This window comes from Nioella sp. (assembly GCF_965215655.1).
Classification (GTDB): Bacteria; Pseudomonadota; Alphaproteobacteria; order Rhodobacterales; family Rhodobacteraceae; genus Nioella.
In genome coordinates this window covers 1,418,955-1,444,254 of record NZ_OZ244111.1, presented here as the reverse complement: position 1 = coordinate 1,444,254, position 25,300 = coordinate 1,418,955, and the positions used below count along the sequence as shown (strand labels likewise).

Sequence of the window (25,300 nt, the reverse complement as noted above, 5' to 3'; positions counted from 1 at the left end):
AACTGTCACGGCCTCCTGAAGTGATAGGAGGCCGCAACCGGGAGGTCCAGTCAGGAAGGGCGATCAGGCCGAGGCGGCAAAGCCCTGAGGCTGCGCCTCTTCCATCGGGTCACGCAGCACGTAGCCACGGCCCCAGATCGTTTCGATATGGTTATCGCCGCCTGTGGCCTGAGACAGCTTTTTACGCAACTTGCAGATAAAGACGTCGATAATCTTCAGTTCCGGTTCGTCCATGCCGCCGTAGAGATGGTTGAGGAACATCTCTTTCGTCAGCGTGGTGCCCTTGCGCAGGCTGAGCAGTTCGAGCATCTGGTATTCCTTGCCGGTCAGATGCACCGCGCGGCCATCCACATCGACGGTCTTGGCGTCGAGATTGACGTTGATCCGCCCCGTCCGAATCACGGATTGGGCATGCCCCTTGGACCGGCGGATGATGGCATGGATGCGCGCCACCAGTTCATCACGATGGAAAGGTTTGGTCAGGTAATCATCGGCCCCGAAGCCAAATCCCTTTATCTTGCTTTCGGTATCGTCGGACCCTGACAGGATCAGAATGGGTGTATCGACACGGGCCAGGCGCAACTGGCGCAGCACCTCGTGCCCGTTCATGTCTGGAAGGTTTAGATCGAGAAGGATCAGATCGTAATCGTAGAGCTTGGCAAGATCGACGCCCTCTTCTCCCAGATCGGTCGAATAGACATTGAGATTGGCATGACTGAGCATCATCTCTATGCTTTTCGAGGTGGTGGGATCATCTTCTACAAGCAAGACACGCATCACGAACTCTCCGAATCTTTCGAACTGGTTACGACCATGGGCACACTTCGTTAATTTCAAGTTATCTTTTTAGATAGTCTTCCGAAAAAATCCATTAATGCAATCCCAAAATTGCATTAAGCGCGAAATCTCTGCAGGGCTGTTGCCTTTAATGCCTGCGTCCCATGTTCGGAAACGGCGCGCGTCCAGCTGTCCAATTCTTCTTCGGACAAGGCGTAAATGCGACAGGCTTCTTCCCGGTCCAGAAGGCCATATGACACGGCGTTCGCAACCGCCGCCTTTCGGCTGGCGACCCATCGTCTGGTCGAGGCACTGGGCAGATCGGCGCGGGTCATCACGCTGCCATCGGGAAGGGTAACGGATTGGACCCCTTTGACACGTCTGATATACATGGCGCTCCTCTCACCGCTCGGGTTTGGGGCCACCCTGTCGCAATAAGTTTAACAGCCGGTAAGCACGTCCCTTGAGGATAGGTGGCATTTTCCTATATTGCGCCTCAAACCCCCGGAGACGCCCATGCCCCTCGACCCACATCCCGTGAACTCTCTTGGCTTTGCCAAACCGCCCACCGAAACCCGGGTCGTGGTGGCGATGTCGGGTGGTGTCGATAGCTCCGTTGTGGCCGCAGAGCTTGCAGAACAAGGCTATGACGTCATCGGCGTGACCTTGCAGCTTTATGACCACGGGGCCGCTTTGGCCAAGAAAGGCGCCTGCTGCGCGGGTCGCGACATCCACGATGCGCGCCGCGTGGCAGAAGAAATGGGATTCCCCCATTACGTGCTGGACTACGAAAACATCTTCAAGGACGCAGTGATCGACGAGTTCGCGGAAAGCTACCTTGCCGGGGCCACGCCGGTCCCCTGCATCCGCTGCAACGAGCGGGTGAAGTTCAAGGATCTGCTGGAAACGGCCCGAGAACTCGACGCGGATTGCATGGCCACCGGGCACTACATTCAACGAATGGACGGCAGCAACGGGGCCGAATTGCATTGCGCGGCGGATTCATCCCGCGACCAGAGCTATTTCCTGTTCTCGACCACAAAGGAACAGCTGGAATTCCTGCGCTTTCCCTTGGGCCATTTGCCCTCGAAGGACGAAACCCGGAAATTGGCAGCGCGATATGGGCTGCCCGTCGCCGATAAACCCGATAGCCAGGACATATGTTTTGTCCCGGATGGAAACTACGCTTCGGTGATCGAGAAACTGCGCCCCGGTGCGGCCGATCCCGGCGATATCGTCGATATGAATGGCACGGTTCTGGGACAGCATCGCGGCGTCATCCATTACACGATTGGCCAGCGCCGCGGATTGGGAATTGGCGGGCTGGATACGCCGCTTTACGTGGTCAAGCTGGACCCGGAGTCGCGTCAGGTCGTGGTCGGCCCGAAAGAGGCGCTGTCCAAGCGGATCGTGCCCGTGCGAGAGATCAACTGGCTGGGAGACGAGCCCTTCACCTCGCGCCCCGAATGGCACCTGGCGGTCAAGATCCGCTCCACCCGCCCCCCGCGCGAGGCGGTGATCCGCCCCATTTCGGACACCGAGGCCGAGGTGGAACTGATCGTTGCCGAAGAAGGCGTCAGCCCCGGACAGGCCTGCGTGTTCTACGACCCAGAGGGCAGCCGCATCTTCGGCGGCGGCTGGATCTGGAGAGGGTATTGATTCCGCCGTTTCGATAACCTGTGCTATGATCCCCTTGTCATATTCAACAGTTCAGGGGGCAATGTCAGTGCAAACAAGGAACGCGATTCTCGTCATTCTTTACGCAGCTCTGGCGGTTTGGGTGGGCACTGCAAAGGCGCAGCACGTTGATGATCAGTGCGAAGCGGAAATAATTCGCCAGATCACTCTGGACTGGGCGCCGGACCGTACGGCAGGGAGATACGACGGTGATACTCCCCAAACCATCTGCTGCGCCGTGGAAAGACCCGACCTAGGAAACCCCGCAGGAAACTTCTACGTCACCGGCCGTGTCGCGGCGATGTATCTCCACCCGAATTCCTCAAATGCCCTATCCTGCTCTGTGCCCCTGCTCACGATGGCGGTCGTCGCAGAGGATTTTTCAGGCGCTTTCACGGAATATGCGGTTGGACAGTACGAATTCCATGTTCAGATGCGGGACTGGATGCGGGAAGACCGACTTGAATACGACGTCATTCAGGAATTCGGAGGCCTGGGGAGTGGGCAGATCATCGAGTTCGGCTGCACACAAGATGGGCGCTACGTCGCGGCTCAGGTCAGATGCCCGTGTGGAAGCGAATATGGCGCTTGCCAGCCCAGATACTCCAACCTCCGGGTCGACCCGATTGAAACTGCGCCGGCTCAGCCGATCCAGCCGGTTCAGTTGGCACCTCAGGGGCAGCCCATTCCACAGGGTGGGCTACGCCATGCGGATTGATCACATCCCCCCGCCCAACAGATAGCTGCGCAGCAGGATCAGCTGATGCGTGGCCACCTGCCTGACCTCTGCGCGATCCATCACCCGGATCATGTCCGCAGGCCCGCCCTGCCCTTCGATCACATAGCCCCCCGGCCCGAAGACCCGCACCGAATTTGGGCGCTCGGCCGGATCCGGACGACCGAGGACCGCTGCGAACCTGTCCGATAGCTGCTCCTCGACGGTATCGCGTTCCAGCGGTGCGACCCGGCGGCCATCATCCCATGTCACCTGACACACCAGCCGGGCCACTGCCTGTTCAGGCCAGGCGCTGGCGTCGTCATGCAGGATCGCCGCCTGCCGCATCAGCGGAAAGACACGCGGGTCAGAGCTTGGCAACTCCTGCAATCGCTCCAGCGTGATCCGCCCGTAACGGGCGCAGGTCACAAATCCGCCGGGGGCGTTTGTGCTCTCGATGTGCAGACCGAAGCGGCCTTCGAGCGACCAGTAGTATAAGTCCCCCACAGTCGGTTCGGGCTGCGCGGGCTCTGGCATCGGAATGAACAGCGGCAAGGCCCCTGCCAGTTGCCGTTCGACCGCATCGCGCTGTTGAAAGGGGGCTTGCGCGATATCCAGCAAAGCGCCCAGATCCGGCGGCGGGGGATCTGCCCTTAGCGGGCCGGTCAGCAGGGCAAGCAACAGAAGGGGCGCGATCAGGCGTAACATATCGGCGATTGTGGCGTAGACAGCCGCGTCCGTACAGCCAGAAGACCGGCGACAACTATGTGACGGAATCGACTTGGCAAATCATTGCGTTGCACGCCAGACTAAGCCAATTACGGCGCGCGCCCTTTGCAGTCCCTGCCCCATCTCCGAGGATCCATGCCCGGCTTTTCTGACGGTTCCGTTTTCTTCGGCCTCATCGGGGGCTTTTTGGCCATCATCGTGGCCCATGGGCGCGGCAGCATCTCGTTTCGGCGGGTGCTGCTTGTCGCGCTTGCCTCGGCCTATGTGCTGCCCCACCTCCTCGCGTGGATCCAGCCCTATTGGCGGGCATTGCCCTGGCTGCCCGAGATCACCGGGGGCATGGCGTTTCTGGGCGCGTGGTTCGCGCTTGCGGCGCTGACATTGTTCGAACGAAAGGGCCAGCCCCGCAGGGTGCCGATCTGGGCCGGACTGCTGTTCGCCACAGGCATGGCCTTCGCGGTTCCTGTCCTGCTGGACAGTCTCACCGGTGCCTATCAGCGCCCCTCGCTCAGGGCCGATGTGAACGGCTGCGTGCGCTATACGCCAGGGGCCGAGGACAATCTGGATGCGACCAATCTCTGCGATTACGAGATTGTCGTGGGCCTGTGCCTGCCCGGCGAAGAAAACCCCAGCCCCTGCACACAATCCGTAACGCTGGCCACCGGCGGGACCGCCTCGCTCGATCGCGCGGCTACGCAGCAGTCGTCGGTGCCCGGACATCCGAACGGCTACACGCTGGTGGCTTGCCGCCCGCCACACCGCCCGTCACGCATGACCCACACCACTGGGCGCGGCTATGACGGTGTCTGTCTGCCGGGCGATTGACGCGGAAGGATGTTCAGCCGCGATGATCAGGCACCCAGAATCGCGCGGACATATTCCTGCGTCTCGGCATAGGGCGGCACGCCATCATGGGCCTCGACCGCCTCTGGCCCCGCATTATAGGCCGCCAGCGCCAGACGCCAATTGCCGAAGCGGCGATATTGCTGCGCCAGGTAGCGTGCGCCACCGTCGAGATTTTCATTGGCGTCATGCGGGTCGACCCCAAGCAGCGCTGCCGTATCCGGCATCAATTGCGCCAGACCGATGGCACCTGCATGGCTCAGCGCATCCAGATCCCACCCGCTTTCCTGCTGCACGAGCCGCAGGAACAGATCCTCGGGGATGCCATGGCGGCGCGCGGCGGACCGGGCGACCTCCAGCCAGGGGCCGTTATAGCTGCCGTTGTAATAGGGGATGGTCTCCTCGGCCTCGCTGTCGGGGCGCAGCCGGTCAGAAAACTCGTATTGGGTGGCCGCACGGCTGTCGAGCAGGTCAAGCTGTTCGCTGAACCGGCTCAGGCGGTCGGAACTCAGGCCTTGCGCCAGCGCCCCTCCTGCGGTCCCGCAGATCATGGCAAATACATAAAGACAGGCTTTCGCAGGCACCATGCGCCCTCGCTTCTTTTGCAACTCGCCGCAATATACGGAAAAGACGCGGCATTTCCAGCTTGCCCCTGCCCGCTTGGCAATCCCCCGCGCATTTGGGTTTTCTTAAGCATGTTGCGGTGATCTAAGCTGCGTCACAACGTGAGATTCGAAAACTACGGGGAGAGATCATGGCTGGGTCCGTCAACAAGGTCATTCTGATAGGCAATCTGGGACGCGATCCCGAGGTTCGGTCGTTCCAGAATGGCGGCAAGGTCTGCAACCTGCGCATCGCCACCAGCGAAACCTGGAAGGACCGAAACACCGGCGAACGGCGCGAGCGGACCGAATGGCACTCCGTCGCCATCTTTTCCGAGCCCCTCGCGCGGATTGCCGAGCAATATCTGCGCAAGGGCTCCAAGGTCTATATCGAGGGGCAGCTTGAAACCCGCAAATGGCAGGATCAGTCCGGCCAGGACCGCTATTCGACCGAGGTCGTGCTGCGCCCCTATCGCGGGGAACTGACCCTGCTGGACAGCCGCAGCGACAGCGGCGGTGGCGGCGGCTACGGCGGCGGCGGACAGGGTGGCGGCTATGGCGGGGGCGGCGGCTATCCCGATGACCGTGACGGTGGCTATGGCGGCGGTGGCGGCAGCCAGGGCGGCGGTGGCCGGTCCAACGACATGGATGACGAAATCCCGTTCTAAGGCCCGGAAACCCGACGAGGCGCGCCATGCATGTGCTGAACCCTAGATTCGCGGCCACCTTCCCGCCCCCGGTGATGGAGGCGCGGCGCTGGCTGGATGGTGTCACCTTCCCCGCCGACCGGCCACTGATCAACCTCAGCCAGGCCGCGCCCGTCGATCCACCGCCCGAAGGGCTGCGTCAGGCCATGGCCGAGGCGCTGCTGACCCAGGCCGACAGCCATCTCTATGGTCCGGTTCTCGGGCGCGAGGAGCTGCGCGCGGAACTGGCGCAGCAATGGTCCGATGGGTATGGCGGCATGGTGCGGCCCGATCAGGTGGCAATCACATCAGGTTGCAATCAGGCGTTCTGCGCCGTGATGGCGACGCTGGCAGGCGAAGGCGACGGGGTGATCCTGCCCACGCCCTACTATTTCAACCACAAGATGTGGCTCGACATGACGGGCGTCGAGGCGCAACTGCTGGCAACTGGCGAAAGCCTGATCCCCGACCCGGACGCGGCAGAGGCGATGATCACCGACCGCACCCGCGCCATTGTGCTGATCTCGCCCAACAACCCCGGTGGCGTGGAATATCCCGCCACGGTCATGGCCGCCTTCCGCGACATCTGCCGCCGCCGCAAGATTGCGCTGATCGTCGATGAAACCTACCGCGATTTTCATTCCGTCGAAGGCGCCCCGCATGACCTCTTCACCGATCCCGATTGGGACGACACGCTGATCCAGCTTTATTCCTTCTCCAAATCCTACCGCCTGACCGGCCACCGCGTCGGTGCCATCGTGGCCAGCCCCGAGCGGCTTTTCGAGGTGGAGAAATTCCTCGACACCGTCGCCATCTGCCCCAGTCAGGTGGGCCAGATCGGCGCATTTTGGGGGATGCGGAACCTTGGCGACTGGCTGGCAGGCGAACGGCAGGAGATCCTGAACAGACGCGCCGCCATGGAAACCGCCTTTCAGCGGCTGTCAGGCTGGGAATTGCTCGGCTGCGGGGCCTATTTCGCTTATGTGCGCCATCCGTTCGCCATGCGCTCGGATGAGGTCGCCAAGGCGATGGTATCGAAAGCGGGCCTTCTGACCCTGCCCGGCACCATGTTCGGCCCGCTCAGGCACCAGGGCGGATCGGGACAGGCCGAAACCACCCTGCGCATCGCCTTCGCCAACGCAGATGCCGCCGGATTGGCCGAAGTTGGGCACAGACTTTCCCAGCTTTCCCTCTAGGCCCCTTGCCCCCCTTGCCGCGACCCCCTAAACCTGCGCTTCAGAGCCAGATCAAGGGAGATATCCGGCATGGCACGACGCGCAGGCAAACGGAAGCTGTCAGACTATTTCGTCTGGGCCATTCTCGCCCTTCTGATGTTCGGGCTTGCAGGCTTCGGCATCGGCAACTTCGGCAATTCCGCCGTTCAGGTCGGCTCGGTCGGCAATGCCTCGATTTCGGCCAATGCCTATGCCCGCGCCATCCAGGCGGAACTGCGTGCGCAGGCGGCGGAAGGCGGCCCCTACCAGACGCTGACCGATCTGCGCAATGCCGGGCTCGACCGTGCCATTCTGGAGGGTCTGGTCGCCCGTGCCGCGCTGACCCACGAGGCCGGTGAAATGTCGCTGTCCGTGGGCGACGAAGAGGTCGCGCGGCAGATCACCACGACCTCCACCTTCCAGGGCATCGACGGCAATTTCGACCGCTCCGGATATGAACTGGCGCTGACACAAGCGGGCTATGACGTAGAAGAATTCGAGGAAACCATCCGCGAGGATGTGTCCCGTTCGATTTTGCAGGCCGCCGTCATCAGCGGGCTTCCGACACCGGACAGCTTCACCGAGATCATGGTCGCCTATCAGACCGAAACCCGCAGCTTTACCCTCGCCCGCGTCACCGAAACTGACCTGACCGCCGGCCTTGCTGCCGCGACGCCCGAGGAATTGCAGGAATACTACGACGAAAACGGCCAGCGCTTTGAACGGCCCGAAAGCCGGACGATCTCCTACGCCTGGATCACCCCCGATATGATCATGGATGAGGTCGAGGTCGACCCCGCAGCGATCCGCGCGCTTTATGACGAACGCATCGCGGAATATGTGCAGCCCGAGCGCCGCCTGCTGGAACGGCTGGTCTTCCCCAGCCAGGACGAGGCCGATGCCGCCCGTGCTGCGCTCGATGCCGGCGAAACGGACTATGATACGCTGGTCGAGGACCGGGGCCTGACGCTCGACGATGTTGACCTTGGCGAAACCGCGCCGGGCGACCTCTCTGCCGCCGCCGCCGAGGTGATCTTCGCCGATACCGAAAGCGAAATCATCGGCCCGCTCGAAAGCCGTTTCGGCCCGGCGCTCTTCCGCATCAACGCAGTGCTGGACGCGACCGAAGTCCCTTATGAGGACGCCGCCGAGCATCTGCGCGCCGAACTGGCCGAGGATGCCGCCCGCCGCGCCATCGACGACATGCTGGAGGATCTTGACGACCTGCTGGCCGGCGGTGCGACGCTGGAGGAGCTGGCCGAGGAAACCGACATGCAGTTCGGCACCATCGACTGGTTCGACGGCATGGATCAGGGCATTGCCGCCTATGATAGTTTTGCCGAGGCCGCGGCCGCCGCGCAGGATGGCGATTTCCCCGAGCTTCTGGGGCTCTCTGACGGGGGCCAGTTCGCCCTGCGCCTTGACGCGGTCGTTCCGCCGTCCATCCCGCCGCTGGAAGAGATCGAAGCCGAGGTCGCCGCCGCCTGGCGTGCCACGCAGCTGCGCATCCGGCTGGAGGAACGGGCCAATGCGATCCTGGCCAATCTCGCCCTGACCGGCAGCCTTGAGGATCAGGGGCTTGCGCTGACAACCGAAGACCAGATCCGCCGTCAGGATTTCATCCCCGACACGCCCCCCACCCTTGTGCCGCAGGTGTTCCAGCTGGACGCGCCCGGTGACATGGTGGTGATCCCGGGTGCCCGTGCGGCCTATATCGCCCGGCTCGACAGCATCAACCAGGGCACCCGTGGCTCGCCCGAGGTGGCTGCGCTGCAGGGGCTGTTCGGGGCGCAGATCGCCAATTCCATCGCGGCGGATGTGTTCGAAGCCTTCGGCCAGGCGCTGGAAACCGAGATCGGCATCTCCCTCGATTCCGCCGTCATCAACGCGGTCAACGCGCAATTTCCCTGAGGCACCATGGCACTGACCCCGTCCTTCGAGGCATTCGACCAAGGCTGGTCGCAGGGCAAGAACCAGCTGGTCTATACCCGCCTCGCCGCCGATCTGGACACGCCCGTGTCGGTGATGATGAAGCTCGCCGATGCTGGCCGCGACAGTTTCATTCTCGAATCCGTGACCGGGGGCGAGGTGCGCGGGCGCTACTCGATCATCGGCATGAAGCCCGACCTGATCTGGGAATGCCGGGGCGAGGACAGTCGCCTGAACCGGTCAGCCCGCTATGACCGGGATGCGTTTGATCCGTGCAGCGAACCGCCGCTGAAGGCGATCCGGTCGCTGCTGGCGGAAAGCGCCATCGACATCCCCGACGACCTGCCCGCCGCGGCGGCGGGGCTGTTCGGGTATCTCGGCTATGACATGATCCGGCTGGTGGAGCATCTGCCGAACGTGAACCCCGACCCTCTGGGCCTGCCCGACGCGGTGCTGATCCGGCCATCGGTCGTGGCGGTGCTGGACGGCGTCAAGGGAGAGGTCACCGTGGTCTCCCCCGCCTGGGTGGGCGGCGGATTGTCCGCCCGCGCCGCCTATGCCCAAGCGGCCGAACGGGTGATGGACGCGGTGCGCGATCTGGAACGCGCGCCCACCACCGCCGCCCGCGAGATGGGCGAGGCCCATGCGGTGGCGGAACCGGTCTCGAACTTCTCCAAGCCCGACTATTTTGCGGCGGTCGAGAAAGCCAAGGACTACATCCGCGCGGGCGATATCTTTCAGGTCGTGCCCTCGCAACGCTGGACGCAGGAGTTCCGCGAGCCGCCCTTCGCGCTTTACCGCGCGCTGCGCCGCACGAACCCCTCGCCCTTCATGTTCTTCTTCAATTTCGGCGGCTTCCAGGTGATCGGGGCCAGCCCCGAAATCCTCGTGCGGGTCTTCGGCGGCGAAGTGACCATCCGCCCGATCGCGGGCACACGGCCAAGGGGCGCAACGCCCGAGGAAGACAAGGCGCTGGAGCTCGATCTGTTGGCCGACCAGAAGGAACTGGCCGAGCATCTGATGCTGCTGGATCTGGGCCGCAACGACACTGGTCGCGTGTCCAAGATCGGCACCGTGCGCCCGACCGAGGAATTCGTGATCGAACGCTATTCCCACGTCATGCATATCGTGTCGAACGTGGTGGGTGAACTCAGCGATGATCACGACGCGCTGTCGGCGCTGCTCGCGGGGCTGCCTGCCGGGACCGTGTCCGGTGCGCCCAAGGTCCGCGCGATGGAGATCATCGACGAGCTGGAGCCGGAAAAGCGCGGCGTCTATGGCGGCGGCGTGGGCTATTTCAGCGCCGGTGGCGACATGGATATGTGTATCGCGCTGCGCACAGCGGTTCTGAAGGACGAAAAGCTCTATATCCAGGCGGGCGGCGGCGTGGTCTATGACAGCGATCCGGAGGCCGAATACCAGGAAACGGTGAACAAGTCCCGCGCCCTGCGCAAGGCGGCTGAGGAGGCGAGCCTGTTCTCCGGGCGTCGGAACAGCTGAGCCGCTACCCCAGTTCCTCTGCCAGCATGTCGAACACCACGCGGATGCGGCGGCTGTTGCGCAATTCGCGATGCGTGACCAGCCAGTTCGGGAAGGTGATGGGGGCAAGCCCCTCGATCTGCAGGCGTTCCACTTCTGGCGTGCCTGCGGCCACAAGGTCCGATCCTACGCCGACGCCAAGGCCCCGCCGCACCATTTCCCAAGCGACGACCGAGTTCAGCGTGCGGATGGGGAAATTGACATGGCTGACCGGAATGCCACGCTTGTTCAACTCCGCCACCATGCGTTCCGGCTGGTCGATGCCCACCATTTCGATGGTTTCCAGATCGGCCATGGTCGACGGCCGCCCGTTTAGGTCCAGCCACTCTTTTGACGCGTAGAAGCTGCCGGTCCCGTCGCGCAGGCGCTTGCCGATCAGCTCCGGGTCTTCGGGCCGCATATGGCGGATGGCAATGTCCGCCTCGCGCCTGCGCAGGTCCGACACCCGGTTTTCTGCAAGGATTTCAATGGTCAGACCGGGCGCTTCCTTGCGCAGACGCTTCAGGATATCGGGCAGGATATACGCGGCATAGCCATCGGCGACCGAAATACGCACCTCGCCCCGCACCTCCTGCACGTGACCCGCAGCCGACAGCGAGATCCGGTTCGCCGCCTCCCCCATGGCGCGCACATGTTCCAGCAGGTCCATGCCGGCCTGCGTCAGGATCAGGCTTTTGCCGACGCGTTCGAACAGGGTGATGTTCAGGCTTTCCTCCAGCGCCGCCACCTGCCGACCGAGCGTCGGTTGCGTAAGCCGCAAAGCCCGCGCCGCGCCCGACAGCGTGCCCTCCTCCACCGTGGCAAGGAAGGCCCGCACCTGGTTCCAGTCGAAAGAGATCGCGGCCCAATTCATGCATATCCGTATAAACCGACTGCGAATTTCTGCAATTTCTTTTAGACTGACTGCCCGATACCTCCTGCCGTCAAAGGAGACACGCCATGACAGCCACCGCCACCGCCTTCTGGGACAAGATCGCACCGAAATACGCCGCCCAACCGGTGAAGGACATCGCCGCCTACCAGACAACACTCGATCACACGCGCAGCTATCTCAAACCCGGCGACCGGGTGCTGGAGATCGGCTGTGGCACCGGCAGTACCGCGATTGAACTGGCCCCTGCCGTCGCGGAATATGTGGCCACGGATGTCTCGGGCAAGATGGTCGAAATCGGGCGGGAAAAATGCTGGGACGCGGGCCTGCAAAACCTCAGCTTCCAGCGCGCGGCGGCGGATCAGGGGGTGCTGCCAGAGGGGCCGTTTGACGCGGTGCTGGCCTTTAATGCCCTGCACTTGCTGGATGATCTCGATGCGGGGCTTGCGGAAATGCATGATCGTCTGGCGCCCGGCGGTCTGCTGATCTCCAAGACCGTCTGCCTTGGTGGGCCGCTGTCCCCGTTCCGGCCGCTCATCGCCACCATGCAGCTGTTCGGCAAGGCCCCGCATGTGCTCTACCTGTCAGGCGACCGGCTGCGCGCGCGGATCGAGGCCGCCGGGTTCGAGATCACCGACGTTCAGGATTTCAACAACTCTGCCAAGCGCCCCTATTTCGTGGCTCGCAAGCTCTGACAGGCTTTGACAGCGTCGCGCCCCGTTTCTAGATTGGCCGCCATTGGCCAGACCGGCGGGGCGCGTTTCATGTCAGAGTTACCAGAGTTCTATTTCCGGGTCCGCGAAAACGGGGCGGCGGTCTATCGCGTCGATACCCAGAACCGCCAGCGGCGGATCGAGATGAACGAGATCGCGGTGGTAAACATCAAGAATGGCCGGGTAAAGCCCCATGGCGACCATGTTCTCACGCCTGAGGAAACCCGCGTCATCGCCGACTGGATGGCCGAGCGCGAGGCGCTGCTGGCCCGGCGCGACCTCGATGACATTCACCGCACCATCGACCACCTGAACCTGACCGCCCAATGGGCGCAAAGCCGCGCCGATGACGCCGCTTTGGAAGACGTCACCGACCGGCTGCTGATGGCCATGCACGACCTGCGCAGCGTTCTGGTGCGCAAGAAGGCCGACCGGCTGATGAAGGGCGACAAAGGTTAGGGCCTGAGCCGCCCTACGCGGTCATTCGTTACCAAAGAACTGCCCCGGCGCGGAAATCGCATAACTGGGCTGCCCGCCGGTCGTCACCATCACCTCAAGGCAGTTGCCCGGACCATCGGTGATCATGAACGGGTGGGTGACATAGCTGTCGATGGTCATCGACTCCCCGGCATTCAGCCCGCCCATATCGACAAAGTTGCCTTGGTAGTCGATCCAGACGACGCCGCGATAGCCGTCGGTCATGTTGGTCAGGGTGATCTGCTGCGGCTGGTTGCCGTTCAGCGACAGGACCTGCCCCAGCATTTCACAGCCATGTGCGTCACCGGCGGGCGGCGGCAGCTCACCGCCCGTGACCGGGGCGGTCCCGGCCACCGGATCGGCGCAAGCGGTCAGGAAGCTGTCCAACGGGCCAGCAACGCCTGCGGTGCGCATTTCGAACCCCTGGCCGCCGGGAATGGCGTAGCTCAGGAAATCGCGGGCGCGCATGAGGTTGAACAGGGCATCGTCCAGCTCCAGCGCCAGTTCGACGCCGGTGACGCCAAACTCGGCATTCACACCGATGATCGTGCCGTCCAGGATCGTTCCTGCCCCGGCCCCATCGGTAAAGGACAGCGAGACAGGCGCGCCATTGGGCAAACCCGCCGTATCGGCCACGATCTGAACAGAGGCATAGGTGCCGCCCGCGCCGATCTGGCAGCTCGCAAAGAATTGCAGGTCGTCGGTTTCGGGCACGCCATAGACCAGCGAGACATGGGACTCGAACGGGTTCTGGGCAAGGTCGATATAATCCTGCCAGAGATAGCCCTGCTGAGCATGGGCGCTGACAGAGGAAAGCGCCACGGCGGCGCTGGCGAGGATCAGGGGAAAACGGGGCATGGAAAGGCTTTCTGTATGGATGATCAGGTCAATGACTCGCACCCTAAATCAGCTTCCAGAAGATTGATAGTGTTAATTCGACACATATTTAGAAATGTTGCGCAACCCGGCACTTGCCAGCCATTAGTTGGGGATATCGTAGCGATCCTGCCCGGCCTGCGGCACCATCACGTCCTGACACATGCCCTCCATATCCGTGATCAGCCAAGGATGGGTCAGATAGCTGTCAATCGTCACCCAAAGCCCCGGCTCCACAATCGCGATCTGCGTGGGCTGGCCCTCATAGTCGATCCAGAACAACACTCGGGCCGCATTGCTCGTATTGGAAAAGGTAACCTGCTGCGGCACTTCGCCGGACAGCGACCGTGCATTGCCATAGCTGTCGCAGCTCAGCGGTGCGGCGGGGTTTGCCGGGGGCGTATTGGGCGACAGGGCCGAACACTCATTGACGAACCGGGTGATGTCGCCCCGGCCCGCCCCGGTCGGCAGCGCGATGCCCTGCTGGCCCGCCAGCTGAAAGGACAGGCCCGACCCGTTCTGAAGCACCGCGAAGAAAGGATGCGACATCGGCAACTCGACCCGCGCGCCCGTATGGCCGGTCTCCCATGCAAAAACCTGCGCCGGAATCTGCAAAGGCCCTTGCCCGGTGGACACGACTGACACCGTGACAGGGCTGCCATGCGGCATTGCGCCAGTATTGGAGAAGAAATCCACATCTGCCGTCGACCCTGCGGACCCGGCATTGCAGTTCAGGCTGAACTGAACAATGTCGGTATAGGCCACGCCATAATCGAGCGAGATCGACGGCGGTTCGCCGGGCACCGGCGTCCAACTGGTATAGACCCATTCCATTCCCTGCGCCGCAACGGGACCGGCCCATCCGGCGACGACAATACAAAGGCTCATTCCCAAAACACGCATGACCAAATCCCCTTAATCTTTACCGCAGATTAACGTTCCGGCACGCCCCCGCAACCGGTGACGCGCGTATAATGACTCTCCATCACGTAATCCTTGCGCGGGCCTGAGACCTGCCAGACAGCGCTCCACTCTGGCCAGGCGCTGAAATCATAGCGCACATGGTAGAGGTCCGGGGGGCAATCGTGGTGGGTCTCGGGCGCATCGGACGAGAACCAGTGAAAGGGCCGACCGTCCTCGAAAAACACCGCGATCCCGCCTGCCTCCTCGCGCCAGAGATAGCGGCGTTCGGCTTGCAAGGGCGGGCCATCTCCGTAGCGCAAGCGGCCCGTCTCGGTCAGAACCAGCCCGCCCTGCCCCGCCACGAACAGGGCCTCGCCCTCCAGCCGCCCGGTCAGCCCGGCGCGGGCATCGTCGATCCGGCGGCTCAGACGCCAGCGACCTTCGAAATCGGCAAGGCTCAGCCCCATCCCTGCGACACCCCTTAACTTGTGGTTAGGTTCCTCTGCCCTTAAGAGGACGCCAACTCCTCCTCAAAGGCAAGGCTGCGCCCCATGATCCCCCGTTATTCCCGCCCCGAAATGGTCGCCATCTGGAGCCCGGAAACCAAGTTCCGCATCTGGTTCGAGATCGAGGCCCATGCCTGCGACGCGCAGGCCGATCTGGGTGTCATCCCACGCGAGAATGCCGAGGCCGTGTGGAAGGCCAAGGACGTGGAGTTCGACGTCGCCCGCATCGACGAGATCGAGGCCGTCACCAAGCATGACGTGATCGCCTTCCTGACCCATCTGGCCGAGCATGTGGGCAGCGAAGAAGCGCGTTTCGTGCATCAGGGCATGACCTCGTCGGACGTTCTGGACACCACGCTCAATGTGCAGCTGGTGCGCGCCGCCGATATCCTGATTGCGGATGTGGAGGCGCTGCTGGCGGCCTTGAAGCGACGTGCCTATGAACACAAGGACACCGTCCGCATCGGCCGCAGCCACGGCATCCACGCTGAACCCACCACCATGGGCCTGACCTTCGCGCGCTTCTATGCCGAGATGGACCGCAACCTCAGCCGCCTGCGTGACGCGCGGGCCGAGATCGCAACGGGCGCCATTTCCGGCGCGGTCGGCACCTTCGCCAATATCGACCCGGCGGTCGAGGAGCATGTCTGCGACAAGATGGGCCTCGTGCCCGAACCGATCAGCACCCAGGTCATCCCGCGCGACCGCCACGCGATGTTCTTCGCCACCCTTGGCGTTGTGGCCAGTTCCATCGAGAACATCGCCATCGAGATCCGCCACATGCAGCGCACCGAGGTGCTGGAAGCGGCCGAGTTCTTCTCGATGGGGCAAAAGGGCTCGTCCGCCATGCCGCACAAGAAGAACCCGGTGCTGACGGAAAACCTGACCGGGCTGGCCCGCCTCGTACGCATGGCGGTCATTCCGGCGATGGAGAACGTGGCGCTCTGGCATGAACGCGACATCTCTCATTCTTCGGTCGAACGGATGATCGGGCCGGATGCCACCGTCACGCTCGACTTCGCGCTGGCCCGCCTGACTGGTGTCATCGACAAGCTGCTGGTCTACCCGCAGAACATGCTGGACAATATGAACAAATTCCCCGGCCTCGTGATGTCGCAGCGGGTGTTGCTGGCGCTGACGCAAGCGGGTGTTTCCCGCGAGGACGCCTATCGGCTGGTGCAAAGGAACGCCATGAAAGTCTGGGATCACCGCACCGACTTCCGCGAGGAGCTGCTGGCCGATGACGAGGTACGCGCGGCCCTGTCGGAGGACGAGATCAACGAGAAGTTCGATCTGGGCTACCACACCAAGCACGTGGACACGATCTTTGCGCGCGTCTTCGGCGAGGACTGATACTGAGGGAGGGTCGCCGCCTTCGGCGTCGATCCGCGGGGGGATCCTCCCCCGCACCCCCCTGAGGTATTTCTGCCAAGATGAAGGCGGAAGACAAATTGGGTGTGCGGGGCTTCGCGCGCACGAGATTTAGTGCTAGTATTTTTCCCGCATCGACATGCGTCGCAGATTTCCCAAGCAGGAGGCCCCCATGCGCCCCGCCGCTTTGATCATCGCCCTGACCTTCGCCCTGTCGCCTGTGGCGGCATTGGCCCAATCGGGCTGCGAGCATGGTGACCGACGAGCCAGCTGCATGGATGGCACGACCTGGGACCCAGTAACCGGGCGCTGCGAGACCTCGGTCAGCAGCTGACCCCATTCCCCTTTTCAGACGTGCTGTGACAAGGCCCGCGCTTTGGCGTTGAGCCTTGTCTTGAAACGCGCTACCTCCCCCACCACCACTTGACCACAAAGGAACAGCCCATGACGGCGAAGGTCTTCATCGACGGTGAGGCCGGCACGACCGGCCTGCAGATTCTCGAACGGCTCCAGGGCCGGGCGGATATCACGCTTGTCCAGGTGGAGCATGAGCGCCGAAAGGATGCGGATGCCCGCGCCGAGGCCTTTGCAAAGGCCGATGTGGCGATTTTGTGCCTGCCCGACGCCGCCGCCATCGAAGCCGTTTCGCTGGCCGGTGACTGCCGGATCATCGACGCCTCGACCGCGCATCGGGTCGCCGATGACTGGGTCTATGGCATGCCGGAACTGCCCGGTCAGGCCGAGGCCATTGCCGGGGCCGCGCGGGTGGCCAATGTGGGCTGCTACGCCACCGGGTCGATCGCGCTGATCCGGCCCCTGCGCGATGCCGGGTTCCTGTCTGAAGAGGATGCATTGGTGCTGACGGGCACCTCGGGCTATACCGGCGGCGGCAAGGCGCTGATCGCGGAATATGACGCGGGCACCGCCCCCGCCTATTTCCTCTATGCCACAGGCCAGAGCCACAAACATGTGCCCGAAATCATGCGCTATGGCCGCCTGACCCGGCAGCCCGCGTTCCAGCCCGCGGTTGGCAACTACGCGCAGGGCATGATCGTGCAGCTGCATCTGCATCGTGACGCGATGACGGGCGCGCCTGGCATGGCAAAGCTGGAAGAGGCATTCCGCGCTTTCTACGCCTCTGCCCGCTTCGTCGACCTCGTCCCTGCCCCGGCGCGTCTGGATGCGCGGGCGATGAACGGAACGAACCGGATGGAAATCTCGGTTCACGGCAGTGACGAGACCGGGATCATGACCGTGACCGCCACGCTCGACAATCTGGGCAAGGGGGCGTCCGGCACCGCCGTGCAGAACCTCAACCTGATGATCGGTGCACCCGAAGACGCGGGTCTGTAACGGTGCGATTTTAGCAAAACCCGCCGCGCTTTCCCTGCGGCGGGTTACCGGCCCTTAACCCCTGTTCTCCGATCCTGCCTGACGGGTGAGTGACAACAGATGTGGGGCTGAATATGCAACTGACCGAAAGACTTGTGGACGCGCCCGCGCCGCCGCTGCGGATGTCGAATGCCGACAAGGCAGCGGTGATCGTGCGGCTGCTGCTGTCCGAGGGGGCGATGCCGCGGCTGACTGGCCTCTCGCTACGCCAGCAGGAGACACTGGTGCGCCGTCTGGCAGCGCTCGGTCCGGTGGACCGGGACACGCTCTCTGCCGTGGCGCGGGAATTCGCCCATGCGCTCGATACGCTTGGCCTGACTTTTCCGTGCAGCGTCGCGGGCGCGCTCGACATGGTGCGCGATCACCTGTCGGAGGAAGCGCGCGAGCGGATCGCGGAACTGGCGGAGGGCGACGGACCGCCCGATCCCTGGCGCCGGATCGCCGCGACCGAGCCCGAGCGGCTGAAACCCATCCTGGCCCGCGAAAGCGCCGAGATCTGTGCGATTCTGCTGTCCAAGCTGCCGGTCGCCAAGGCCGCTGCTCTGCTGTCTGACCTGCCGGAGGATCGGGGCCATGTGGTCGCCCACGCGGTCGCCCTGACCTCGACCATCGGGGAAGACATCATTGCCCGCGTCGGGCGGTCCCTGCTGGATCAGTTGCAGGCACAGCCGACCCCCGCCTTTGCCAGTGCCCCCGCCGACCGGGTAGGCGCGATCCTGAACGCCGCCGCTGCGGCGACCCGCGACAAGGTGCTCGAAGGGCTCGACGGGGCGGACGCAGATTTCGCCGGTCTGGTGCGCAAGGCGATCTTCACCTTCGAACACATCCCCAAGCGGCTGGACCAGAAAGACGTGCCCAAGGTCATGCGGGCGCTGGATGCGGAAACCACAACCGTGGCCCTTGCCGCCGCGATGGAAGCCGCGCCGGTGGCGGTCGAATTCCTGCTGGAGAACATGTCCAAACGCATGGCCGAACAGCTGCGCGACGACGCAGAGGCACGCGGCAAGGTGCGTGGCCCCGAAGGTGAGGCCGCAATGGCGGAACTTGTCACCGCGATCCGCGATCTGGCCGAAAACGGCGAAATCCGCCTGCTCGAGGATGAGGAGTAGCGCGCCCTTGACCGGGACGCGCCCCATGGATCATCATGGGTGCCCACCCTGAACGACCCTTGATCCAAGGAGGATACCGGAATGGGAACCAGCGATCTGATCCAATATGCCCATGCGCTCTACAACGCCCATGGCGACAAGGCAGAGGCGGAGGCGGCACAAAAAGCCCTGGCGGAAGAAAACGCCGGGAATGTCGAGGAGGCGCAGAAATGGCGGTCTATCCGCGGACATATCAAGGAGCTGCGCGGTCCGAAATCGACCTGAAAGACGCGCATTCCATGCATTTATGCATGGTATGATGACGAAATTCAGCAATTAACGTATGAGGCGATAGGGCGTAGACCCTAGGGCATCTGATCCACATTTGCCAAAGGATGCCGTCATGCCCCGCCCCATTCTGTTTCGGCTCGCCAAAGCTGCGGGCTTGCTCTACCTCGTGATCATCGTCACGGGCCTGAGTTCCGAGTTGCTTTTGCGTGGCCCCCTGCTGGCCCCCGACAACGCCCTGCAAACCGCCATCAATATCAGCGCGAACATGACGGGATTTCGGCTGTCATTGTTGCTCGATCTGGTGATGATCCTGTCTGATGTGGCTCTGGCCTGCCTGATCTACCTGATTTTTGCGCCGATCAGCCCGGTTCTTGCGGCCCTGATGAGCGCCTTTCGCATGGTTCAGGCGGCGATCCTGGGTGCGAACCTGTTCAACCAGACCATGGCTTTGACGCTGCTGACCCTGCCTGGTGATCTGCCGGGGCGCGAGGCGCTGAGTTTGGCAAGCCTTTTGCTGCAAGCGCAGGGCTATGATCTTGGCTTAGCTTTCTTCGGCGTTTCTTGCGGGTTGCTGGCGCTGATCCTGCTACAATCGCCTGGCCTGCCCCGCTGGATCGGCTGGCTTATGGCGGGCGCGGCACCGGTCTATGTCGCCGGCGCTGCATTGCGCATCATCGCTCCGGGGGGCGTTGCGGCTTTCGAACCAGCCTATGTGGTTCCACTATTGGCCGAGCTTGCCTTCTGTCTCTGGCTTCTTTTTCGCGCAGCGCAGACGTTTACGCCACGCCCTTGACCGGAACCGTGCGCTTCCCATCAGCCCAGGCCCGCGCCGCGCGTCCGAACGCCTCGAACAGTGGCCGCGAGACCGGGTCTTCGGCGGCCCGATATTCCGGGTGCCACTGCACCGACAGGGTAAATCCCGGCGCATCGGCAATATAGATTGCTTCGGGCGTGCCGTCCTCGGCCTGCCCGTCGATCACCACCCGCGCGCCGGGGCGTTTGATCCCCTGCCCGTGCAGCGTGTTGGTCATGACCTCTCTTGCGCCCATCAGACGGTGAAACGGTCCCCCTTCGCTGAACCTGACCGCGTGGCGCAGGGCGAATTTTTCCTCCAGGGTGCCATCGGGTGGCATCCGGTGGTTCATCCGCCCCGGCAGATCGCGGATCTCGGGGTAGAGCGTGCCGCCCATGGCCACGTTCACCTCCTGAAAGCCGCGACAGACCCCCAGAATGGGCTGCCCCCGCTCGACGCAGGCGCGGATCAGTGGCAGGCTGACCGCATCCCGGCAGCGGTCGAAGGCCCCATGCGCCTCGGTCGGGTCCTCGCCATATTCCTCCGGGTGGACATTGGGTCGCCCGCCGGTGAAGAGAAACCCGTCGAAAATCTCCAGCAGTTCCGCCGTCGCCGCATATCGCGGATCGGCGGGGATCAGCAGCGGCACGCAATCGGAGACCTCGGCAATCGCCTCGGAATTCATCGTACCGCCCGCATGGGTCGGGTACTGATCGTTGATCAGGTGATGATTGCCGATGATGCCGATGACCGGTCGCCGCATGGATACCCTCTGATTTCAGCGCTTTCCCAAGCATATACGCCGCTGCCGCACGCGAGGAAAGCAGCGTCAGCGCACAACCGACCCGCAGACTGTGCGCTGCCTGAGAAATGGGCGCTCATGCCACCGGGCTGAGCCCCGCTGCGATGATGCCAGCCACCGCCGCCTTGGCATCGTTGTCGGACGTGTCGCCCGTCACGCCCACGGCCCCGATCACGGCGCCCGATGCGTCCTTGACCAGCACGCCACCTGGCACCGGCACCACCTTGCCATCGAAGGCGCCGTTCATCGCCGCCATGAAATAGGCCTGATCCTCGGCCCGCGCCATCTGCGCACTGCCGGGCATTCCCAGCATCACCGCGCCATAGGCCTTGCCGCGCGCGATCTCGAACCGGCCCGGACTGGCCCCATCCTCACGCTCAAAGGCCAGCAGATGCCCACCCGCGTCCAGAACCGCCACCGACAGCGGCTTCAGCCCCAGTTCGCGGCCGGTATCACGGGCCACGGAAATCATCGTCTTAGCTTGGTCGAGAGTGATCATCTTAACACCCCATTTAGGTTAACGGCGCGCCTGTCCCCATCAGAGGACCCCCGGATGCGCCTTCTTCTTGGCAAAAATACTCACAAACCATAGGCTGGCCGCAATGCGACCAAGTCGGAGGGCTTGCCATGGACAGGCTCGAAACCGCGCTCATCATCCTGGCCTTTGCGCTCGTTGTACTCGCCCTTCTGCGGCGCATCCTCGGCGGGCGCCTCCGCAAGCCGGGTCTTTTTAGCCTCACCGGCAGCCTGTCGCTCTTCTCCCTGTCATCCGACGACTCGGACTCTGACGGCGGAGATTGATCAGCCCGCTTCCTTCAGCTCCAACCGCCGGCGGTGCAGAACCGGTTCCGTGTAGCCCGAAGGCTGAACCCGCCCCTCGAACACCAAATCACAGGCCGCCTTGAAGGCGATCGTGTCAAATCCCGGTGCCATGGGCCGATAGAGGGGATCGCCCGCATTCTGGCGGTCCACCACCTCTGCCATCTTCTTCATCGCGTCCATGACGCGCTCCTCGCTGACGATCCCATGATGCAGCCAGTTGGCCAGCGCCTGTGACGAAATCCGACAGGTTGCGCGGTCCTCCATCAGGCCCACATCGTGGATATCAGGCACCTTGGAACAGCCCACACCCTGATCGACCCACCGGACGACATAGCCGAGGATCCCTTGCGCGTTGTTCTCGATCTCGCGCGTCACCTCATCGTCGGACAGGTTGCGCCCCTCCATAACCGGAATAGTCAGCAGATCCGCCAGCGTCCCACGTGCGCCACCGGCCTTGATCTCCTCCTGCCGGGCCAGCACGTCGACCTTGTGGTAATGAGTGGCATGCAGCGTGGCGGCGGTCGGCGACGGCACCCAGGCACAGTTCGCTCCCGATTGCGGATGGCCGATCTTGGCCTCCAGCATCGCGTGCATCCTGTCGGGCATCGCCCACATGCCCTTGCCGATCTGCGCCTTACCCTGCAACCCGCAGGCCAGACCGATATCGACATTGCGATCCTCGTAGGACGCGATCCAGGGGGTCGATTTCATCTCGCCCTTGGGCAGCATCGGTCCCGCTTCCATGCTGGTATGGATCTCGTCGCCGGTGCGGTCGAGGAAGCCCGTGTTTATGAAGGCCACCCGGTGTTTCGCGGCCCGGATGCATTCCTTGAGGTTGACCGAGGTGCGCCGCTCCTCGTCCATGATCCCCAGCTTGACAGTGTATTGCGGCAGGCGCAAAGCGGCCTCGACGCGGGTGAAAATCTCGTCGGCGAACGCCACTTCTTCCGGCCCGTGCATCTTGGGCTTCACCACATAGACCGAGCCGGTGACGGAATTGCCGCCCGGCTTGCCAAGATCGTGCATGGCGATGAGCGTGGTCACCATCGCATCCATCAGCCCCTCGCCGATTTCCAGCCCGTCTCGGTCGAGGATCGCGGGGTTGGTCATCAGGTGGCCCACGTTGCGGACCAGCATCAGCGAACGGCCCTTGAGGGTCAGCGCCTCACCCGAGGCTGTCCTGAAGCTGCGGTCGGGGTTCAGCGCGCGGGTGAAGGTCTTGCCGCCCTTGCTGACCTCCTCGGTCAGGTCGCCCTTCATCAGGCCGAGCCAGTTGAAGTAAGCCAGCACTTTGTCCTCGCCGTCGACAGCGGCGACGGAGTCTTCGCAATCCATGATCGTGGACATGGCGGATTCAAGGATCACATCGGCGATCCCGGCGGGGTCGGATGCGCCGATCGGGCTGTTGGTGTCCACTTTAACGATGATGTGCAGGCCATTGTTCTTGAAAAGATATTCCGATCCATCCTCGGACGCGCCGACATATTGCGGATGCGCCGTCAGCGCGCCCATGTCGGTTACGGAGGACCAGCCGCCCTCGACCGGCACGGCCTCCTCCAGAAACGCCTTGGCCCAGGCAATAACCCGCGCGCCGCGCTCGGGGTCATAGCCCTTGCCCGCCGGCAGGTCCCCCAAGGCATCGGTGCCATACAGCGCATCATAGAGGCTGCCCCACCGGGCATTCGCCGCGTTGAGCGCAAAGCGCGCATTCATGATCGGCACCACCAGCTGCGGGCCGGGCACATGCGCAATCTCGGGGTCGGTCGGGCCGGTTTCCAGCGCAAAATCGGGGCCTTCCGGCACCAGATAGCCGATCTCTTTCAGAAAGGCGGTGTAGGCCGCCGCGTCATGGGGTTGGCCGCGCCGCTCCACGTGCCAGGCATCGACCTGCGCTTGAATCTCCTCGCGCTTTTGCAGCAGGGCCCGGTTCTTCGGCCCCAGATCGTGCACAAGACCGCTCAGCCCGGCCCAGAACTCCTCTGCCGAGACACCCGTTCCGGGCAATGCACGGGCTTCGATGAAGTCCACGAGGCGCTCATCCACCTGAAGTCCGTGTTTGTCGCTGCGCGTGGTCATGTCCTAATCCTTCCCGATCACATTCTGGCCGTATGCATTCGCATGCCGTTCGATCCTGATCTAGAGCGGAAGTTTCCTATAGGCAACAAGTGCGGTCAGAATTCCGAACCAAAAACACTTTCAAATTGGCAAAGACAGTTGCTGCGCCTCACGCCCCTGCCGTTTTGGCCTGTGCGGGCGCGGCGCGGCGTGGCGCGCCAGCAGCATATCGCGCGTGTCGCGGAAACCCGGTTCACCCCGCACGGCCCAGACCTGCGCCCGCGCCACCCGCGCCGCCTTGACCGCATCGACCACCGGCGTCGGATAGGCCCGCCCGAGGAACCGTCCGGCCCCGCCCCAGTCCCAGGGCGCGTGCAGATGCGCATCGGGCACGGGCCTCAGTTCCGGCACCCAATGGCGCACAAACCGCCCATCCGGGTCCTGATCCAGCCCCTGTTTCACCGGGTTGTAGATGCGCGGCGTGTTCATGCCGGTGGTGCCCGATTGCATCTGCGCCTGTGGCCAGTGAATGCCCGGCTCGTAATCGGTGAAAAGCCGCGCCAGATGCTGCCCCGTCACCCGCCAGTCGAGCCACAGGTGATAGCTCGCCACCGCCATCAGCATCGCGCGCATGCGGAAATTGATCCAGCCGGTATGGATCAGCTGCCGCATACAGGCATCGACGAAAGGCAGGCCGGTTTCGCCGGATTGCCAGGCCTCCAGCCTCTCTGAATCGGGCGTGCGAGGGCGCAGATCCTCGTAGAAGGGGTGCAGGCAGCGGGTCTCGATTTCGGGCTGGCTTTCCAGCTTCTGCATGAAGTGATCGCGCCAGGCCATGCGGGATGAAAACCCCTTCAGCGCCCGTCTCGGCGCATCGACCTGCCGCTGCCGCACCTCCAGCCCCTGCACAACCTCACGCGGGGACAAAGTGCCGAAGGCCAAATGCGGCGACAGGCGCGAACAGGCCTCGGGCGCGGTCACGGGCGACGACATGCCCCACAGGTAACCCGACGCGCGGCGATCCAGAAAGCTTTCCATCAGGTCGAGCCCGCGCCTGCGCCCGCCCTTCTGCCGCCCTGGACAGGGGTCGAAGGCAAGCCGCAGATCCGCCGCGTCGGGAATGGCCTCGGGGTCGAGCCCATGCGGCATCAGACCCTCCGGGACCGCGACCAGCGCCCCGCGCATCGCCTTGTCCCGCCGTCCCTGCCAGCCCCTCCGATGGCTTAGCCCGCGCGTGATGCCGGGGTGTGGCAGTTCCTGCCAGACCACCCCCTGCGCCCGCGCCCAATCCGCCACGCGCCGGTCGCGGGCAAAGGTCCACAGATTGCCGGTCTCCTCATGACTTACCAGCCGGGTCACGCCATGGGCCGCGCGCAGGCCGTCCAGAACTTCAACCGCATCGCCCATCCGCACCAGCAACGGCGCCCCCAATCGCGCAAGATCGGCCCGCAGGCCCTCAAGGCTTTCGGCCACGAAGCGCCATTGCCGGGCGGAGCTGTCGGGCAGCGCCCAATAGTCCGGTTCCACGATATAAAGCGGCAGCACGAGGCCCCTGCCGACCGCCGCCGCCAGTGCCGGGTTATCTTCCACCCGCAAATCCCGCTTGAACCAGAGAATCGTGCCCATGCC

28 protein-coding genes are annotated in these 25,300 nt (G+C 63.5%); 16 read left to right on the top strand and 12 right to left on the bottom strand.

The window, feature by feature from the left end; genetic code table 11:
* Positions 1–63 precede the first annotated feature (63 nt).
* Positions 64–777 carry a response regulator transcription factor CtrA gene (gene ctrA / locus ACOOEX_RS07445; protein WP_071690322.1) on the bottom strand — a complete coding sequence of 238 codons (714 nt, stop codon included), beginning with the start codon at positions 775–777 and terminating at the stop codon, positions 64–66.
* A 116-nt stretch (positions 778–893) separates the two neighbouring features.
* Positions 894–1,112: a DUF1153 domain-containing protein gene (locus ACOOEX_RS07440; RefSeq protein WP_420398344.1), complete on the bottom strand. Its 219-nt coding sequence runs from the start codon at positions 1,110–1,112 to the stop codon at positions 894–896.
* Positions 1,113–1,293: 181 nt separating this feature from the next.
* Between ACOOEX_RS07440 and mnmA the strand changes: the two genes are divergently transcribed.
* Both mnmA and ACOOEX_RS07430 read left to right on the top strand, forming a co-directional pair.
* The gene (gene mnmA, locus ACOOEX_RS07435; protein WP_420397821.1) at positions 1,294–2,436 is read left to right on the top strand and encodes a tRNA 2-thiouridine(34) synthase MnmA; all 1,143 of its coding nucleotides are present in this window, start codon (positions 1,294–1,296) and stop codon (positions 2,434–2,436) included.
* 67 nt (positions 2,437–2,503) lie between these two features.
* Positions 2,504–3,172 carry a hypothetical protein gene (locus tag ACOOEX_RS07430; RefSeq protein ID WP_420397820.1) on the top strand — a complete coding sequence of 223 codons (669 nt, stop codon included), beginning with the start codon at positions 2,504–2,506 and terminating at the stop codon, positions 3,170–3,172.
* On the opposite strand, the gene ACOOEX_RS07425 is transcribed toward ACOOEX_RS07430, so the two are convergent.
* Entirely contained in the window at positions 3,173–3,877 is a 705-nt protein-coding gene (locus ACOOEX_RS07425; RefSeq protein WP_420397819.1) for a hypothetical protein, read from the bottom strand.
* Between the two features lie 156 nt (positions 3,878–4,033).
* Between ACOOEX_RS07425 and ACOOEX_RS07420 the strand changes: the two genes are divergently transcribed.
* On the top strand, positions 4,034–4,723 hold the full coding sequence (locus tag ACOOEX_RS07420) for a hypothetical protein (protein ID WP_420397818.1): 690 nt from the start codon (positions 4,034–4,036) through the stop codon (positions 4,721–4,723).
* A gap of 26 nt (positions 4,724–4,749) precedes the next feature.
* Here ACOOEX_RS07420 and ACOOEX_RS07415 read toward each other — a convergent pair whose 3' ends face one another.
* Positions 4,750–5,328 (bottom strand): lytic transglycosylase domain-containing protein, encoded by a 579-nt coding sequence (locus ACOOEX_RS07415; protein WP_371931257.1) that lies wholly within the window; start codon positions 5,326–5,328, stop codon positions 4,750–4,752.
* A 167-nt stretch (positions 5,329–5,495) separates the two neighbouring features.
* Here ACOOEX_RS07415 and ssb point away from each other — a divergent pair, with 167 nt between their 5' ends.
* The 4 genes from ssb to trpE all read left to right on the top strand — a co-directional run bounded on the left by ssb (position 5,496) and on the right by trpE (position 10,672).
* Entirely contained in the window at positions 5,496–6,011 is a 516-nt protein-coding gene (gene ssb / locus ACOOEX_RS07410) for a single-stranded DNA-binding protein (RefSeq protein ID WP_306047049.1), read from the top strand.
* Positions 6,012–6,037: 26 nt separating this feature from the next.
* A complete protein-coding gene (locus ACOOEX_RS07405; RefSeq protein ID WP_420397817.1) occupies positions 6,038–7,225 on the top strand; it encodes an aminotransferase in 1,188 nt (395 codons plus the stop codon).
* A gap of 69 nt (positions 7,226–7,294) precedes the next feature.
* Positions 7,295–9,154 carry a peptidylprolyl isomerase gene (locus ACOOEX_RS07400; RefSeq protein ID WP_420397816.1) on the top strand — a complete coding sequence of 620 codons (1,860 nt, stop codon included), beginning with the start codon at positions 7,295–7,297 and terminating at the stop codon, positions 9,152–9,154.
* Between the two features lie 6 nt (positions 9,155–9,160).
* On the top strand, positions 9,161–10,672 hold the full coding sequence (trpE, locus tag ACOOEX_RS07395) for an anthranilate synthase component I (RefSeq protein ID WP_420397815.1): 1,512 nt from the start codon (positions 9,161–9,163) through the stop codon (positions 10,670–10,672).
* A gap of 4 nt (positions 10,673–10,676) precedes the next feature.
* Here the strand turns inward: trpE and ACOOEX_RS07390 are convergent, their stop codons facing one another.
* Positions 10,677–11,564 (bottom strand): LysR family transcriptional regulator, encoded by an 888-nt coding sequence (locus tag ACOOEX_RS07390; protein WP_420397814.1) that lies wholly within the window; start codon positions 11,562–11,564, stop codon positions 10,677–10,679.
* Positions 11,565–11,650: 86 nt separating this feature from the next.
* Here ACOOEX_RS07390 and ACOOEX_RS07385 point away from each other — a divergent pair, with 86 nt between their 5' ends.
* Together ACOOEX_RS07385 and ACOOEX_RS07380 are read left to right on the top strand one after the other, a co-directional pair.
* Complete coding sequence (locus tag ACOOEX_RS07385; RefSeq protein ID WP_420397813.1) at positions 11,651–12,277, top strand: class I SAM-dependent methyltransferase; 627 nt, start codon at positions 11,651–11,653, stop codon at positions 12,275–12,277.
* 69 nt (positions 12,278–12,346) lie between these two features.
* Complete coding sequence (locus ACOOEX_RS07380) at positions 12,347–12,754, top strand: hypothetical protein (protein ID WP_071690311.1); 408 nt, start codon at positions 12,347–12,349, stop codon at positions 12,752–12,754.
* Between the two features lie 21 nt (positions 12,755–12,775).
* On the opposite strand, the gene ACOOEX_RS07375 is transcribed toward ACOOEX_RS07380, so the two are convergent.
* From ACOOEX_RS07375 to ACOOEX_RS07365, 3 genes are all read right to left on the bottom strand, one after another.
* Positions 12,776–13,630 carry a hypothetical protein gene (locus ACOOEX_RS07375; RefSeq protein ID WP_420397812.1) on the bottom strand — a complete coding sequence of 285 codons (855 nt, stop codon included), beginning with the start codon at positions 13,628–13,630 and terminating at the stop codon, positions 12,776–12,778.
* A gap of 123 nt (positions 13,631–13,753) precedes the next feature.
* Complete coding sequence (locus ACOOEX_RS07370; protein ID WP_420397811.1) at positions 13,754–14,551, bottom strand: hypothetical protein; 798 nt, start codon at positions 14,549–14,551, stop codon at positions 13,754–13,756.
* 29 nt (positions 14,552–14,580) lie between these two features.
* A complete protein-coding gene (locus ACOOEX_RS07365; RefSeq protein ID WP_420397810.1) occupies positions 14,581–15,018 on the bottom strand; it encodes a DUF6314 family protein in 438 nt (145 codons plus the stop codon).
* 84 nt (positions 15,019–15,102) lie between these two features.
* On the opposite strand from ACOOEX_RS07365, the gene purB reads away from it, so the two are divergent.
* The 6 genes from purB to ACOOEX_RS07335 all read left to right on the top strand — a co-directional run bounded on the left by purB (position 15,103) and on the right by ACOOEX_RS07335 (position 19,992).
* Positions 15,103–16,410, top strand: coding sequence for an adenylosuccinate lyase (gene purB, locus ACOOEX_RS07360; RefSeq protein ID WP_420397809.1), 1,308 nt, complete (start codon positions 15,103–15,105; stop codon positions 16,408–16,410).
* 190 nt (positions 16,411–16,600) lie between these two features.
* A complete protein-coding gene (locus tag ACOOEX_RS07355; protein ID WP_158514326.1) occupies positions 16,601–16,762 on the top strand; it encodes a hypothetical protein in 162 nt (53 codons plus the stop codon).
* Between the two features lie 110 nt (positions 16,763–16,872).
* The gene (gene argC, locus ACOOEX_RS07350) at positions 16,873–17,781 is read left to right on the top strand and encodes an N-acetyl-gamma-glutamyl-phosphate reductase (protein ID WP_420397808.1); all 909 of its coding nucleotides are present in this window, start codon (positions 16,873–16,875) and stop codon (positions 17,779–17,781) included.
* 89 nt (positions 17,782–17,870) lie between these two features.
* Positions 17,871–18,929, top strand: coding sequence for a FliG C-terminal domain-containing protein (locus tag ACOOEX_RS07345; RefSeq protein WP_420397807.1), 1,059 nt, complete (start codon positions 17,871–17,873; stop codon positions 18,927–18,929).
* 81 nt (positions 18,930–19,010) lie between these two features.
* Positions 19,011–19,193, top strand: a complete 183-nt coding sequence (locus tag ACOOEX_RS07340) for a hypothetical protein (RefSeq protein ID WP_306047035.1) — start codon at positions 19,011–19,013, stop codon at positions 19,191–19,193.
* A gap of 118 nt (positions 19,194–19,311) precedes the next feature.
* On the top strand, positions 19,312–19,992 hold the full coding sequence (locus ACOOEX_RS07335) for a DUF4386 domain-containing protein (RefSeq protein WP_420397806.1): 681 nt from the start codon (positions 19,312–19,314) through the stop codon (positions 19,990–19,992).
* On the opposite strand, the gene ACOOEX_RS07330 is transcribed toward ACOOEX_RS07335, so the two are convergent.
* Together ACOOEX_RS07330 and ACOOEX_RS07325 are read right to left on the bottom strand one after the other, a co-directional pair.
* Positions 19,976–20,755 carry a gamma-glutamyl-gamma-aminobutyrate hydrolase family protein gene (locus ACOOEX_RS07330; protein WP_420397805.1) on the bottom strand — a complete coding sequence of 260 codons (780 nt, stop codon included), beginning with the start codon at positions 20,753–20,755 and terminating at the stop codon, positions 19,976–19,978. The two genes, ACOOEX_RS07335 and ACOOEX_RS07330, sit on opposite strands and share 17 nt — an antisense overlap.
* Before the next feature lie 115 nt (positions 20,756–20,870).
* Positions 20,871–21,293 (bottom strand): GlcG/HbpS family heme-binding protein, encoded by a 423-nt coding sequence (locus tag ACOOEX_RS07325; RefSeq protein ID WP_420397804.1) that lies wholly within the window; start codon positions 21,291–21,293, stop codon positions 20,871–20,873.
* A gap of 128 nt (positions 21,294–21,421) precedes the next feature.
* On the opposite strand from ACOOEX_RS07325, the gene ACOOEX_RS07320 reads away from it, so the two are divergent.
* Positions 21,422–21,595 carry a hypothetical protein gene (locus ACOOEX_RS07320; RefSeq protein WP_420397803.1) on the top strand — a complete coding sequence of 58 codons (174 nt, stop codon included), beginning with the start codon at positions 21,422–21,424 and terminating at the stop codon, positions 21,593–21,595.
* Here the strand turns inward: ACOOEX_RS07320 and ACOOEX_RS07315 are convergent, their stop codons facing one another.
* Both ACOOEX_RS07315 and ACOOEX_RS07310 read right to left on the bottom strand, forming a co-directional pair.
* Entirely contained in the window at positions 21,596–23,692 is a 2,097-nt protein-coding gene (locus tag ACOOEX_RS07315) for a malate synthase G (RefSeq protein ID WP_420397802.1), read from the bottom strand.
* A 120-nt stretch (positions 23,693–23,812) separates the two neighbouring features.
* A complete protein-coding gene (locus tag ACOOEX_RS07310; RefSeq protein WP_420397801.1) occupies positions 23,813–25,297 on the bottom strand; it encodes an FAD-binding domain-containing protein in 1,485 nt (494 codons plus the stop codon).
* Between the last annotated feature and the right edge of the window lie 3 nt (positions 25,298–25,300).